This is a genomic window from Secundilactobacillus muriivasis (genome assembly GCF_054785195.1).
Map to the genome: position 1 here is coordinate 84072 of NZ_BAABMI010000015.1, position 15189 is coordinate 99260.

A 15189-nucleotide genomic window follows, 5' to 3' on the forward strand; every position below is an offset into this window, starting at 1 on the left:
GCTCACCATCGCAGCATTCTCTTTTGTCGTTTATTGTTTAGTTGGTTATCTGGTAATGAGTGGTAAGGGCGACGTGCATTCCGATGACCTAGTTTTCGGCGCCACTTAAATTGTCGTGTTTCGCTAACCAGTCATATAGTGAAGTTTTTTAACGTTACAGCACTAATTAGCCTGCGCCGAAATGAGCTCCGAGAAGCAAAGCGCTATGCGTAAGGCAACTTCCGTAAAACCGCCCAAAACCTAGGCGCTTTCACGGAAGTCGCCTTACACGCCGCGCTTTAACCGCTTCTCTCCGCTCTCTAGTCTCCCACCACCATCACCGCCGTAATCGACCGTCTAGTCACATAAGCCGTCGTCGAACCCATAATCGCCCGGCTCAAGCCGTGGACCCCTGATTTACCGATGATGGTTAAATCAGTCTCTAAGCGGTCTGGTAACGAGTCCGCGATTGCCATCTTTGGAATGCCAACTTCAAACATCGTCACTAGGTCAACGCCCTGCTTTTCCGCCCGGCTTCTAGCCTCTTGAAGGGTGACTTCCGCCTGTTCCTTCATGTGCGCCATAATGTCGTCACCGAAAATTGCACCGTACTGTGTGTAACTCTGATCGTTTGCGACCACCACTGCGTAAATTTTTGAGTCATAATGCTTGGCGAGATCAAACGCGGTTGCTAGCGCCTTAAAGGCGTTCTCACTGCCATCCAACGGAACCAAAATCTTCTCAAACATCATAACCACCCCCATGGTTTTATTAACTTTATCGTAGCATATTTTAGCGCTTACAGATAGTTTCCCGCCTAACGTTCGTAGACTTTTTTAGCACCAATCCAGGTCGATAATACCTTAGTTTGACCAATCTGATCAGCTGGTACGCTAAACAGGTCCTGATTCAAAATCACGAAGTCCGCCCGGAATCCCGGTTGCAACTGGCCGCTATCCGTTAAACCACCAACTTCAGCGCCCCACTTGGTGTACCCCAGCACAGCTTCACCAATCGAAATCGCCTCATCCGAATTGACCACGTCACCGTTGACCGCCGTCCGGTTCACCGCCGCCTGCATTGCAATAAATGGGCTATCCGGTTCAAACCACGGCGTACATGGCGCGTCCGAGCTCAACGCCGTTCGCGTCGTCGCAATCATCGACTTGATCCGGTAAGCATTTTTAAATTGGTCATCGTTCAAATACGTCCGGTACGATTCATCCTCCGCAAAGTAAAAGATTGGCTGCGTCACCAACGCATAGTTCATCTTGGCCGCCTTGATCTGCGCCAACATCTCATCACTCAACAATGTAGCGTGTTCGATTCGAATCGATGGACCGTGTTCCAGCCACGGCGTTAGATCCTGCGTGGTGTCCAAAATCAGTTGAATGGCCGCATCGCCCATCGCATGCACCGCCGCTTGTAAGTGATGGTCTCGCGCAAAGGTCACCGCCGCCAGCAACTCCTCACCCGTGGTCAGTTGCACGCCGTTCTTACCGCTCGGATAAGGCACCTTATTCCAAGCCGTTTCGCCGGAAATACTACCGTCCATAAACACCTTCACGCCGGCAATCGACAGCTTATCGTTATCAGGCGTTCCAATCGGATCCTTCAAATCCTTAATTTCGCTCCAAACGTAGTAAATCGCACTCTGCGGTTCAAAGCCCCGCTTCATCGCGTCTTCGTACAAATCCAACGTATCGTAAGGTTGTTTACGCCCCATCAGTTCACCAATCGCTACCAACCCGTTTTCGAGGTAGTGCGTTGAGGTGTTCACCATGTTAGTGACGTCTGCTTCATAGTTTTGCGCTGACTTCGCCCGAATCAACAATTGTGAAGCGGCGACTTCCTTCATATACCCATTTGGCCGACCATCTGGAAAATGCCCAATCTCGCCACCCTTAGGATCCGGCGTCTCAGCGGTGATACCCGCTAATTCAAGCGCCTTCGAGTTACCGATCGATGAATGACAATCTGACCGGTAAATGAAAATCGGTTGCTCAGTCGTAATCGCGTCCAAATCATCAACCGTTGGTGTCCGGTGTTCGGCTAGCTTAGTTTCGTCAAAGCCCCAGCCTTCCAGCCAAACATCCGCACCCTTGCCAAACCCTGGGGACTGGCGTAGCGCGGCCTGCATATCAGCAATGCTGTTGATGTGCGGTGGCGTGCAAGCGACCCCGTGCAAGGCATCCGCAATGTATTTTGGATGGGTATGCGCATCTAGCAGCCCTGGTAGGACCGTTTGTTGGTGCAGGTCGATGGCCTGATCATCCGTCACGTCCGCCGCATCACCCACCCAGGTGACCCGTCCGTTTTCCAGCGTCATCGCCGACACAAAGCTTGTGGCGTCCTGGCCGGTAAAAATGTTACCGTTCGTAAAGGTTGTCATGGTTGATTCCTCCGTCTGATTAAAAGTTCTTAATCTTATTTTAACGATTATGCCAGTTAACACAACGCCTAATTACTTGATTGGCAGTCAGATTCCCTGATTTTCGCAAGCAGTCGTTCACCAAAATGAGCCACATAGCAGTATAATATAAGCATATTGCATCATTTGGAGGGAACTGAATGTCAACTAAACTTGATTCGAACTTGATCAAACAAGACCTATACGAGGCCGTCAACGGCGAATGGCTAAAAACTGCCGTCATTCCTGGCGACCACTCCACGACCGGCGGCTTTACCGACTTGGCCGATAATATTGAAAAAACCTTAATGAGCGACTTTAGCGACTTACTCGCAGGCAAATTAGAACCCCAAAACGCTGAAATGGCGGCGTTCAAGCAGTTTTACGCATTAACCAGCGACTTTGCGAAACGCGAAGCTGATGGCGCTGCGCCACTGAAGCCCTACCTTGACCGCATCGAAGCCTTGACCAACTACCAAGATTTGAGTGACCAATTGGCCGACTGGATTTTGACCGGCCTCCCAACGCCCTTTAATCTTGAAATCGATTCCGATATGAAGAACTCGACCCAGTACGCGCTGTTCGCGAGCGGTCCCCGGCTCTTCTTACCTGATAAGACCTACTATGAAGAAGGTAATCAGGCAGCCAAACAGTTGATGCCGATCTTCACCAACATGGTGAGTGCCCTCTTGAAATTAGCGGGTTACGATGACGCTGCTGCGCAACGGATCATCGATGGCGCTACAGCATTTGACCGTTTGGTTGCGCCACACGTGAAGTCCGCTGAAGAAGGCGCCGACTACAGCAAGATGTACAACCCCCGTTCCCTTGACGAGATTGCGGGTAGCACCTCGAAGCTGGATTTGAAGACGGCCATTACCACGTTGATTGGGGACACTCCGAAAGTCATCATCACGCCAGAGCCTGCCTACTTTGACGTGCTCAACGACCTGTTGACTGACGAGAACTTCGACGCGATGAAGAGCTGGTTACTGGTCAAAACAGTGAATGGTTTATCCAGCTACCTCAGTGAAGAATTTCGCCAAACGGCAACCCAGTACGGTCGCGCCCTTTCTGGTCGGAAGGAAGCTCGCAGTCAAGAAAAAGCCGCGTACGACCTCGCAACTGGCGTCTTCGACCAAGTTGTCGGTGATTACTATGGCCGCAAATACTTCGGTGAAGCTGCCAAACAAGACGTCCACGATATGGTCGTCAAGATGGTCAACGTCTACAAGAAGCGCTTAGCTGCCAACACTTGGCTCGGCAAGGCCACCCGTGATAAAGCCATCGTTAAGTTGGATAAGCTCGGCATCCAAGTCGGCTACCCCGACCAAATCGATCCCCTATACAGCAAGTTCACCGTCACTACGGCTACTGATGGTGGTTCCGTATTGAGTAACGTCATGGCCTTCACGCGCATCCGTAACACCGATGAATTTTCTAAATGGAATCAAACCGTTGACCGTACCCGTTGGGAAATGAGTGCGCACACCGTCAACGCCTACTTCCACCCCTTCCACAACATCATTGTCTTTCCAGCTGCGATTCTCCAAGCACCGTTCTACAGCTTGAAGCAATCATCCAGTGAAAACTTTGGTGGCATCGGCGCCGTGATTGCCCATGAAATCTCACACGCTTTTGATAATAACGGCTCCCTGTTTGACGAATACGGGAACTTAAACAACTGGTGGACCGAAGCGGATAACCAACACTTCCACGAACTGGCTGAGACCATGATCAAGGAATTTGACGGCCTGCCATTCGCCGGTAAAACCGTGAACGGCAAACTGACCGTTTCCGAAAACATTGCCGATGGTGGTGGCTTGAGTTGCGCCTTGGAAGCCGCTAAGGGCGAACCGGACACTGACTTACAAGCCTTCTTCCTTAACTGGGCGGCTATCTGGCGGTCAAAGGCCACTAAGGAACGCGAAGAGCTCCTGTTGGCGATCGACGTTCACGCGCCAGCCAAGCTCCGGGCCAACATTCAGGTGCAAAACCTCGAAGACTTCTTTACGACCTTCGATGTTCAACCAGGCGACAAGATGTACCGGAAGCCGGAAGACCGGGTTAATATCTGGTAAGCGTTAGAATTAAACTGCAAAATAAACAGCGCTACGTCTCCAATTACGGACTCGTAGCGCTGTTTTTGTGCACCCGTATACTTTTATTTCAATACATCACCGGATACTCAGAAATCGTTTTCAGCGTTCTATGCTATGATAAGTTTAGCTTTAAAAACTAACCAATTAATCGACATCACATGATTTGATCTGGGGGAGGTCAACACTATGTCAAAGCTTACAGCTAGGGAAACGAAACTACACTATAAAATGTTTAAGGCTGGCAAATTTTGGGTTTTCATGAGTTTGTCCAGCGCGTTGCTAATTGGGGGCGTAGCAACTACGGCGCACGCGGCAACGGATGAAACATCGGCGGCTGCCGCAACGGAGGCAGCAACGGATAGCTCAAGTACGCCTGATAGTCAGGCGACGTTGCGAACGACGGCAACTACTGAAGCTGAAGTGACACCAACCGATGCTTCATCGTCTGAAACACCGGTTCAAAGCGAAACACCGACTGAAACGCCAGCACCGACAAATGGTAATCCTGAAACGCCAGCGGATACTGCAACACCGAAAACGACCACTGAGATTACTGAAACAGCCGAATCAGCCAAAACTGTCACACCAACTACCGACACCATCGCCAAAGATGAGGCCCCTCAAGCCGACAGCGATAAACTTGACTCAACCAGTGTCACGCCTACCCCAACTGCGACTAAGAAAGTCGTTCGGGTAGACGCCGTCAGTCAGCAAGCAACCGATGCCGTGACCAACTTGCATTTAGATGTTTTAGTCGGCCAAAGTAACACCGTTGAACCCGGCGAAGTTGACGTTCAGGGTAACCGCTATTACCGGCTGGGTATCGATGGCGCCTTCAACATCTCGGCTGATGATCTTACTGCTGGTAAGCGTTATGACATTGCGACGCTGACGGTTCTACCAGACCCCAGCGATCCAGCATTAATCGTGCCGCTAAAAAAGGATGGCGCGGACGTTGGTGCCTCAGTATTTGACGGGAATAAAAACGGGAACGAAATTGGCAGCATCGTGCTATCAGGCAATAAGCTGGTCTTTACGGTGAGTGATAAATACGACCCAACGCAGCACGCCTTAATTGGCGATGGTTTCCTAGCCTTCAACGGGCCTTGGATCATGACCATCAACTGGAATACTGATCCCGCGATTATTAAACAAATGCCGTTTTCTAACACCTTAACTGTGACTAATCCACAAAACGAAGTTATCAATAGCTACAAATTCAATTTTCAGGCCGTTAACACCATCCCGTTAACGAAATGGCAAAACGACTTTTTATCTGAGTCGCCTAGTGCCGATAACGTGAAAGTGGATCATATGGTCTACCAACAAGTTATTCCAAACGCTGAAGTTTTGGCGCAACTTCAAGCATCGAATGGGAAAACAGGTGACACAATTCAAAAAGACGCCTACCAGTTTGCCTACAAAATTTCTGCCGATAAACTCTATAAATTAACTGGTGGCGAGTTTGAAACCTGGGGCTTTGTCGCCAACTCTGAATCCAACCAGCTGGTCCGTGTTGATAACGGCGATGAATACAACATTCACCCCTTCTACATCACGACAATTAGTGACGCCACCCATGAAGCACCTGATGGCACTTCATTACAGGATCTTGAAGCGCTCAACTTTGACGGCATGGCCTACTCTCTGCAAGCCGATGGCAGTTACTTGGTTTACTACAATTTCAGCGCCAAGGACGTGTCCATTGCGACCACTGGACTTTCTACAAGTCAAAGTGTGGAGGCTCAATTCGATACGAGTGTTGACGCCGCTGATCAAGCCACTAAGACCTATTACGGTGGCGCAATGAACGATATCCCACCGGTATTTCAAATCATTACTAGTTTCGACTTTGAAAACGAGTTTGTCCCGAACACTACCACCGTCTCAGCACTGGACTTAACAACTGGTAAGGTGCTAAAAGATGAAAACGGTCTGGACAAAACTTATCAACAAACCTCCGTTCCAAACGGCATCCAACTCTCCACCAATGCCGTAGCAGTTTATCACTACCTTGACATTGACACCGGCCAATACCTAAGTCCAGCGCAAAGAGGCACCATCTACAAACCGACTGGTGCGAACACCGAAACGGCGCCGACCCCAGATATTCCGGGATACGAAATGCTACAGAGCGTGCCAGCCGGCTACACCCTGCCAGACAAGGTTACCGGTAACACGATCGCGGCTGATTCACTGACGGTTTCACTGCCACAAACAGAGGGCGTTATCACGGACTACTACGTCCTTTATCAAACTGCCCGAACCACGAACACCCTTAACAAAACCGTGACTCAGACCATCAACTACTTGGATGCCAAAGACCACAGCATTGTCGTCGCACCCGCAAATACTCAGTCCGTTGACTTAACGGCCACCGAATTATTAGACGCCGCAACGGGCGATTTAATTGGCTACGACACCAACGCAGACCGAATCGCTGACACCAAGGTGCTGGCGGAAGCTTGGCTGCCCGCCACGGCCAAAACGGCCTATGATGCGGTCACCTCACCAGCTCCTACCGATTACGGCTACGATACCGTTGATAAAGCCGTCATCGCTGGTTCAATCGTCACCGGTGCTACTGAAAATACCGTGATCAACGCGCTATACGATCACAACAGTACCTCAACGACAACCGAATCCAAGACGATCACTCGAACGATCAACTATCTGGATAAGGACACCAATGCGGTGGTTGCGCCAGCCGTTCCTCAAACCGCTACGTTTACGCGGACGGTAACGACGGATGATACTACGCACGTTGCGACAACTTCTGACTGGAATTTGGCCAACCAAAGCTTAACCGAAGTGACCTCACCAGACCTAAGCGCGGCTGGTTACCAAGCCCCTGATCAGGCAATCGTTGCTGCGTTGACCGTAACACCCGATTCGGAAAATACCGTGGTCAACGTCTACTACCAGAAGAAGGCAACCACGCCAACGGGGCCGACTAACCCGACTAACCCGACTAATCCCGATAACCCGGTAACGCCAACCGAGCCAACTGGGCCGATTAACCCGACTGGTCCCGATACGCCGACAACACCGACGACACCAACGGAACCGAACACGCCAACTGTGCCAACCACGCCGGTTCAACCAACGTCGCCAGAAACAGCAATAACGCCGGGAACCGCCGAACCAGGGACGGGGATTGACTCACGCACACCGGCCCCGTCAACTGAGACAAACAGCACAACGACTCAGTCCAACCAAACGAATGCTGACTCACAATCAGCGAACACGCAGCAAACTGTCAATTTAGCCGCTACTAGTCAGCGCCCTAATCTGCGGACTGCTTCAACGGCGAGTCAAACGACCGCTCAAACTAAAGCGGCCACCCTCCCACAAACTAGAGAAGCGCGGTACGCTCAGGCCTCACTCGCGGGCTGGTTACTCCTTTCAGTTGCCGGTTTCTTAGGCATCGAAGTTAAGAAACGGCGGGAACGTTAAGCTTTAGTTTCTTCCCCAGTCACTAAAAACAGGATTGAAATTCTTAACCATCTAAGAATTTCAATCCTGTTTTTTAGTACGCTAATCAACGTGTATCACTCGAAAAATGCGTTTAATCAACAACCTTAATGCTGCCGGTTCTTCTTGCCAAAGCCAAGCGCCATGCCTAATTCGGCTAATAACGCGGTCAAACCAACCACAACCCATCCTTTAGCTGACTGCTGATCACCCGTTTGTGGCAACTGCGCTTGCACAGCCGTTGGAACAGCCTCGTTACCAGCCACAGTTGCCTTAGCCGCAGTTGATGGCGTTGTCACCGTCTCATCCGCAACCGACTGACTATTTGCTGGTTCATCCGCTAACGTTGCCGGCTGAGTTGCCGCCGGTGCAGTACTGTTATCACTCGTGGTCATTGTCTCCTGGTCAGTCGTTGGAACGGCCGTCTCACTCGGTGTCGTTTCAGGAACTCCGGTTGCATTTTCAGTTACTGGACTCGCCGTTGTTGGCGTATCAGTCAGCGTTGTCACCTCAGTAGTTGGTGGAACGGTAGCTTCATTCGTCTCCGTTGGTGTTGTTTCAGTTACAACCTGCTTGTAATCGACTTCAACCACCGAATCAGCGGGCGTTGTCATCGTCGTCCCCGGCACAACTTGTGGCACTACGGTTTGTGACGTTTCGTAACCGTTAATCGTTGGTACATCGTAGGTCGCGTACAAGCCGACCGGCGTATAAGCCGTTTCACCAGTCGCCGGATCAGTCACCGTTTTATACGGTACCGTCTGAACGATTGGTGGCGCTAACGTTTTGCCAGTTCCTTGATCCACAAACGTGATCGTCCGGGTCACTGTCGTGGTGCCATGGTCTAATGGCGAGGCCGTGTAGTTGACCGTTACTTTGGTATCAACTGGCGCTATGGCAGTAGCCCCCGGCGTTGCTTGTGCCACAGCGGTTTGGTCAGCGGTGTACCCCGTCAATTTGGGAACCGCATAGCCAGCGTACACTCCGGTTGGCGTGTATACCGTCTCACCCGTTACCGTATCGGTTGCCGTGCGGTACGTGACCGTTTGGGTAACGTCCGTTGGCAAGTCTGCATTTGGATTGTCACTCGTAAACGTAATTGTCCGGGTCGCAGTTGCGGTGCCATGCGTCACTGGATTGGCGGTGTAGTTCACCGTTACCGTACTATCGACCGGAGCTGTAGTCGCGGCACCCGGTGCAACTTGCGCAACACTCGTTTGATCAGCTACGTAGCCGGCCAATTCTGGCACTTCGTAGCCGGCATACGCTCCGGTTGGCGTGTACACCGTCTCGCCCGTCACCGTATCGGTAGTCGTGCGGTATGGCACCGTCTGTACTACCGTTGTCGGTAACTCAGCATTCGGATTGTCACTCGTAAACGTAATCGTTCGGGTCGCAGTCGCGGTACCATACGTCACCGGATCAGCGGTGTAATTCACCGTAACAACGTCATTCATTGGTTCAGTAGTCGTGGCGCCCGGTGCTAGTTGGGCAACGCTTGTTTGATCCGCCACGTAACCTGTCAATTCCGGCACTTCATACCCTGCGTACGCCCCAGCCGGCGTGTACACCGTCTTCCCCGTCAGCTTATCCGTTGTTGTGCGGTAAGTGATTGTTTGCGTCACATCGTTTGGCAAATCAGCATTTGGATTGTCACTCGTAAACGTAATCGTCCGGGTACTCGTTGCAGTGCCATACGTGACTGGATTAGGGGAATAGGAAACCGCATCAATCCAAAGCTCTGGTGAATTGAACGATGGGACAAGCGTAATCTGCTCAACCGTTGTCACACTAGGGGTATAGCCTGATAATTCTGGCACCTCGTATTCTGGCAGGACCCCCATCGGCGTATACACCGTTTTGCCCGTCACCGTATCCGTTGCCGTCTTGTAGGTCACCGTTTGAATGACGTTGCCCGGTACCTTAGCTTTAGGATCCTCGCTGCCAAAGGTGATTCGGCGCATCGCCGTATCAGTGCCGTACACCATCGGATGCGCGGTGTAATTGACCGTAACCACTGAATCCTGCGGCGCAGTGAAGGTTCCCGCTGGCACGGACGCCGCCACCGTCTGCGTGTCCGCCGTGTAACCTGTCAAAGTAGGCACATCGTATTCGGCAAAAATACCGGTTGGTGTATAGCCGGTCTGGTTCGTGGTTGGATCCGTAGCGGTCTGGTAAACGACCTGCTGCACGACTGTTGCCGGCAAGTCAGCATTTGGATTATCACTAGTAAATGCAATCGTCCGAGAAACGGTCATTTCACCCGTAATGATCGGTACGGCATCCGCAGCCACGTAAATCTTAAACCGATTCCCATTCGTCGAGATGCCAACCCCTTCCCTTGGCTGTTTATAACTGCCCAGTTCCGTGCCAGTGGCGGCGTGGTAGCCGTCTGGAATCACCCCGTTAACTGCCAAATCATCCAAATTAACGTCCACTAATGCGCCATAAGTGTCCAAAATGACCTTTTCGCTGTCCGGTACCATTTGACCAGTCGCCACATCGATTGGCTGGTAGAAGTTGAGCACCGGCTGTGACCACACGTAGGTCATTGGCGCGCCGATGCCGTTACCTTTATACAAATCCATCAGCTGCGTTGTCGACCAAACTGGGCCTTCCGGATCGGTGATCGTGCCAGAAGAAATCATTTCCCAACCGGTGACGAAATTACCATCTTGTTCAATGCCGCTAACGAGGTTCGGATTACCCAACTGGTCACTTGTGTGTGGTGGAATCGGGGTCCCCGCTTCTGGGACATCCGGGAGTTTCGCATCCGTCAGTTTGACGTGAGGGCCAACGGTGAGTTGCCAGAGGTTGTCCATTTGTCCCAGCCAACTCGAGGTGTTGGCGTCGGGTGACATCTGCCAGTATTTAACGTTTAAAATTTGGATGCCTGCGCCAAAAAACATCGAGCCAAAATCGGTCACTTGGGCGACGTCAAAATCGCTGACGTTTAGGACGAGTTTGGCATCGCGGTTACCGGCATCTTCAAACATCGAATTCATATTGGTGACTTTGCTGGTATCAAAGTTCGAGACGTCTAAATTTTCGAGTGACGACGTGCCGTAGAACATCTGCTGCATAACCGTGGCCTGACTCGTATCAAAGCCGCTCACGTCTAGGAATTTTATTGCACCGAGACTTTCAAACATACCGTAAAAGTTGGTGACCGAACTGGTGTCAAACGGCGTCAGGTCAATATTTACCAGCGCCCCGTCGCCCCAAAACATCCGGCTCATATCGGTGACCTTGCTGGTGTTAAATAACGTTGGGTCCACCGTGATCGACGTTAATTTCGGATCACTCGCAAACATGTGACTCATGCTCGTCATCTGACTGGTATCCATCCCGGTTAAGTCGATGGTCGTGACGTTTGGTAAATCGCCAAATAAGTGAATGTTGTAGTTATCATTGTTGGTCGAGTTGTCCGCCACTACCCCTGCTTCGGTGGTAATTGATGTAATCTGATCGGCGTAAGGTAGCCAAGGCGCTTTATCCGTCATGGTCCCCGCGTGAATCGTCAAAGCCCCATCTTCGGCTAAATCCCAAGTGGCCGTCCCGTAAGTCCCCGTTTGCGGTGTGACGGCAGTAGCTGCGGCGTCGCGGGTGATGACTTGCGGCGTTCCGGTAGTTTGGTACGCTTTGGCCGCTGCGGTCTTAATGTCGTTATAGGTAGCGTCATCAACATCGCCAACGTTTGTGATTTGGCCTGAGGTCGAGTCGGTGGTTATCGTAGTTGCTGGATCAGCCGTCTCGGTGGTTGCTGAATCGGATTGCGTAGTTGGCGTTGCTTCGTTTACCGGTACCGATTCAGGCGCCTGAGTTGTTGACTGCACTGTTTGGGTGGCGTTGACCACCGGCGTTTGTTCGCTAGTCGTTGCCGCAGGTGCGTTAATTGAAGTCGTTTGACTATTACTATTAGTTAAGGGCGTGTCGCTTTCAGCATTACCAGTCTTCGAAATAACCGTTGTCTGCGGCGTCGCATTATCCCCCGTTGCTGCTTGAGCGGTAACACCTAAGCCAGCTAAACCTAACGTGACGGTTGTTATCCCCATAACAACCCAAATTTTACCATCCTTATATCGCTTGAAATGCTGCTTGGTCGTTGCCGTATCCTGTAACAAACGCTGGTGCTTTCGTGCCATTGTCATTTGTGTTTCCCCCTCCAAGGTGTTGCACTTGTGTCCCCCATTTACCACGTTTATCTAATTATAAGTAACGACAAATGTCGTCTTCGCCATTAATATACCATTGTTGGGGGTGGTTGGCAATCGTGTGTTATTTTGGGACATATGCGGGGTTGTTGTCGGGTTTATGAGAGTCGGTAGCTGGCTATACCATTTGCTATGGGTGGCTTATGATAAGGGAAAGAAACGTGTAAAAAAGAGCGAAGCGTTATGTATAAGGGCGGCCAGCATAAAGCTACCACAAACCGGTATTTTACTGTGTGTTGCTGGCGACGCGCTTTGCTATTACGTTTGTTTCGGCTTAGTTTAGACTATCTCTTCTTGGGGTTCCTTTAGTTAACCGGAGCCTGTCAGCTTTCTCTCTTTCTGGCTGCCACGCCGAAATGCGCAAAAAAGAGCAAAGAGTTATGCATAAGGGCGGCCGGCATAAAGCTACCACAAACCGGTATTTTACTGAGTGTTGCTGGCGACGCGCTTTACTATTACGTTTGTTTCGGCTTGGTTTAGACTATCTCTTCTTGGGGTTCCTTGAGTTAACCGAAGCCTGCCAGCTTTCTCTCTTTCTGGCTGCCACGCCGAAACGCGCAAAAAAGAGCAAAGAGTTATGTATAAGGCGGCCCCGACTAAAACTACCCAAAACCCGGGTAGTTTTAGTCGGGGCCGCCTTATACGCCACTCTTTAACCGCTCTTTTTTGCGCTCTCTACGGCATAATATCCGTCAACGGCAAATCTTCCTCATACCGATGCCGCAACGCCGCCGTCTTCACTTCGATCACTTGGTTTTCGTTGATTCTTGCGAAGGCCAGCACTTCACTTAACAGCCGTTCAATTTCTTCGGCGTCGTGCTTTTGGCTGATGGCGTTCTTGGCTGCCAACAGTTTCAACCGTGGCATGAAGTACGTCACGTGCTTCTTGGAACAAATCTGCACGCCTCGGTCAATTAACTGGTTGCTCTGCTTTAATTTACCGATCGTTGCATAGTAGTTAGCCGTGTAGAAGATCATCGTTAATAATCGCAAGTAGTTATCACCCACTCGGCTAAAGTACAGTTCTTCGTCCTTCAACACGTTGTTGATAAACGTATGGATCTTCTTGAAGTAAAACGAGGCACGTTCCGCTTGCTGCATCCGACTGTACATGACGCCAGAACCGACGTACACCAACTGGGTGAAAATCGTTTCGTGCCGTTCATCCAAATCATTTAGGATCTGAGAATAGTCGTACAAAATCTCTTCTGGTTTCTGATTGATCAGCGCCCCTAATAAGCCGCGCAAGTAGTAAAACTGCATCTTCAATAGGATTGAGTCTAGCTGCTTCACATCAATTGCCTTGAGGCCCGTTAGCACCTTCTGGTAGTCTTCCATGATCAGTTCCTGTTCCAGTTGGTCTAACTGAACCTGAAGCTGGTTGGCGGAGGCACTATCGTCTTCGTTTAAATCATCAATGGTTAAGCCGATTCGACTGCAGAGCTTAGTTAAAATCAACAGCGATGGCACGTGGCCGCCGCTTTCAAACTTGCTGAGCGTCGACTGGGTACAGATGCCCTGACAGATTTTAACTTGTGAAATATGTAGCTCTTTTCGGCGAGTTACAAATTTTTCAATGTTCATGTATTAATCCACTTCCAATAATTAATTAACCGTGAATGCCAAGGGCCACTTTCGCAAAGCGGCTCATCTTGGTCATATCCCAGGCGGGTTCCCATACGAGGTTGATATCACATGACGTGACCCCTTCAACGGACTCAACTGCACTGGTGATCTGGTCCGACAGAAGGTTACCAAGTGGGCACCCCATCGTCGTTAAAGTCATGGTGATCACACATTTGCCATCGTCATCAACGTCAACGCCGTAGATTAATCCCAGGTTGACCATATCGATGCCCAATTCTGGGTCAATTACGTCTTCAAGTGACGTCATTACTTTCGTTTCAATTGCTGAAGCGCCGGTACCTGTCTCTGCCATTGGCTATTCCTCCTGTGGAATTCTAATTTATTCTTAATTTAAATAATAACGTTTTCTCGGCCATTTCTCAATGGTTAACCGCTGAATTTTTTTGAATTTAACCACCGCTTCATTTTAGGCGCTATCTACGATTGACAGTTTCTGATATACTCGCAGTATCGAACACATTTGGAATATTTCCCAAAATCAAAGGAGCCCACTCATGCCACCAAAACTGATCAAGCGCGTTTTAGTCATGGATAACCCCAGAACAATTTTTTGGTTAAATGCAGCCAGCGTTATCGTCTTTATGGCGTTACTAGCGGTGCTAACAATGCTGACTGGCACAACATTGTTTAGCTTCAACGCCGCCAATGGTCGTCAACTCATCACCGGTTCAATTCTAGCTGGTGGCTTGATCATCGGCTCGTTTCCGGTCCACGAACTGATTCACGGCGCATGCTATAAGTTATTTCAACCTCAGCGTCCCGTTAAATTTGGCTTCAAGCACGGCATGCTCTACGCTACTAGTCCTGAGACCCGGTATCAGCGATGGCAGTTTGTGCTCATTGGCGTGGCACCGTTTGTGTTGCTGACTGCCGTCTTTGCGATTGGCTGGGGACTTGGTTGGTTGTCGACCGGGGTGTTTGTTCTGGTGACTGCTGTGCATGGGTCTGGGTGTACGGGTGATGCTTATCTGGTTGGGCGGTTGTTGTTGACGCCTAAGGGTGAGTGGGTGACGGATACTGAGCAGGGCATTGATATTTATCAGGGTTAAGCGAAACGGCCACCGGAGATTGCGGTGGCCGTTTTTTTGGTGTTTTTTTGGATTGATGCTAATCGGTTGTTGAGTGGTGTTGGCGACGTGCGTTGCTGCTACATAGTTTTCGGCGCCTATTGGGATTCTGTGTTGGCGCTTGTAAGCGACTTTGTGGGATTGCTTTCGCAACCTCGTTTTGGCTCCTGCGCCGAAACGTGCTCCAAGGAGCAGAGAGTTGCACATAAGCAACTTCCACCACAAACCCCAAGCGTTGTCCTTACCATGGTAGTGTTGGCGACGTGCGTTGCTACTACATGGTTTCGGCGCCTATT

Annotated in this window: 8 protein-coding genes; 3 read left to right on the forward strand and 5 right to left on the reverse strand. The window is 50.5% G+C overall.

Annotated elements, in window-relative coordinates; all coding sequences use genetic code 11:
* Positions 1-299: 299 nt before the first annotated feature.
* The gene (locus tag ACYVR3_RS04350) at positions 300-728 is read right to left on the reverse strand and encodes a universal stress protein (RefSeq protein ID WP_054736004.1); all 429 of its coding nucleotides are present in this window, start codon (positions 726-728) and stop codon (positions 300-302) included.
* A 68-nt stretch (positions 729-796) separates the two neighbouring features.
* A complete protein-coding gene (locus ACYVR3_RS04355; RefSeq protein WP_461243270.1) occupies positions 797-2371 on the reverse strand; it encodes an amidohydrolase in 1575 nt (524 codons plus the stop codon).
* Between the two features lie 179 nt (positions 2372-2550).
* Here ACYVR3_RS04355 and ACYVR3_RS04360 point away from each other — a divergent pair, with 179 nt between their 5' ends.
* On the forward strand, positions 2551-4470 hold the full coding sequence (locus ACYVR3_RS04360; RefSeq protein ID WP_461243271.1) for a M13 family metallopeptidase: 1920 nt from the start codon (positions 2551-2553) through the stop codon (positions 4468-4470).
* 207 nt (positions 4471-4677) lie between these two features.
* On the forward strand, positions 4678-7947 hold the full coding sequence (locus ACYVR3_RS04365) for a mucin-binding protein (RefSeq protein ID WP_461243272.1): 3270 nt from the start codon (positions 4678-4680) through the stop codon (positions 7945-7947).
* 125 nt (positions 7948-8072) lie between these two features.
* Here the strand turns inward: ACYVR3_RS04365 and ACYVR3_RS04370 are convergent, their stop codons facing one another.
* The 3 genes from ACYVR3_RS04370 to ACYVR3_RS04380 form a co-directional block, all read right to left on the reverse strand.
* Complete coding sequence (locus ACYVR3_RS04370) at positions 8073-12116, reverse strand: mucin-binding protein (protein ID WP_461243273.1); 4044 nt, start codon at positions 12114-12116, stop codon at positions 8073-8075.
* 738 nt (positions 12117-12854) lie between these two features.
* A complete protein-coding gene (locus ACYVR3_RS04375) occupies positions 12855-13763 on the reverse strand; it encodes a helix-turn-helix domain-containing protein (protein ID WP_054736013.1) in 909 nt (302 codons plus the stop codon).
* A 25-nt stretch (positions 13764-13788) separates the two neighbouring features.
* The gene (locus ACYVR3_RS04380; RefSeq protein ID WP_461243274.1) at positions 13789-14118 is read right to left on the reverse strand and encodes a metal-sulfur cluster assembly factor; all 330 of its coding nucleotides are present in this window, start codon (positions 14116-14118) and stop codon (positions 13789-13791) included.
* A gap of 202 nt (positions 14119-14320) precedes the next feature.
* Here ACYVR3_RS04380 and ACYVR3_RS04385 point away from each other — a divergent pair, with 202 nt between their 5' ends.
* Positions 14321-14875: a DUF3267 domain-containing protein gene (locus tag ACYVR3_RS04385; RefSeq protein ID WP_461243275.1), complete on the forward strand. Its 555-nt coding sequence runs from the start codon at positions 14321-14323 to the stop codon at positions 14873-14875.
* Positions 14876-15189 lie beyond the last annotated feature (314 nt).

What these genes read in the sequence shown, in the direction of transcription:
- ACYVR3_RS04350 (WP_054736004.1), bottom strand. Translation starts at nt 728, where the DNA reads ATGTTTGAGAAGATTTTGGTTCCGTTGGATGGCAGTGAGAACGCCTTT.
- ACYVR3_RS04355 (WP_461243270.1), bottom strand. Translation starts at nt 2,371, where the DNA reads ATGACAACCTTTACGAACGGTAACATTTTTACCGGCCAGGACGCCACA.
- ACYVR3_RS04360 (WP_461243271.1), top strand. Translation starts at nt 2,551, where the DNA reads ATGTCAACTAAACTTGATTCGAACTTGATCAAACAAGACCTATACGAG.
- ACYVR3_RS04365 (WP_461243272.1), top strand. Translation starts at nt 4,678, where the DNA reads ATGTCAAAGCTTACAGCTAGGGAAACGAAACTACACTATAAAATGTTT.
- ACYVR3_RS04370 (WP_461243273.1), bottom strand. Translation starts at nt 12,116, where the DNA reads ATGACAATGGCACGAAAGCACCAGCGTTTGTTACAGGATACGGCAACG.
- ACYVR3_RS04375 (WP_054736013.1), bottom strand. Translation starts at nt 13,763, where the DNA reads ATGAACATTGAAAAATTTGTAACTCGCCGAAAAGAGCTACATATTTCA.
- ACYVR3_RS04380 (WP_461243274.1), bottom strand. Translation starts at nt 14,118, where the DNA reads ATGGCAGAGACAGGTACCGGCGCTTCAGCAATTGAAACGAAAGTAATG.
- ACYVR3_RS04385 (WP_461243275.1), top strand. Translation starts at nt 14,321, where the DNA reads ATGCCACCAAAACTGATCAAGCGCGTTTTAGTCATGGATAACCCCAGA.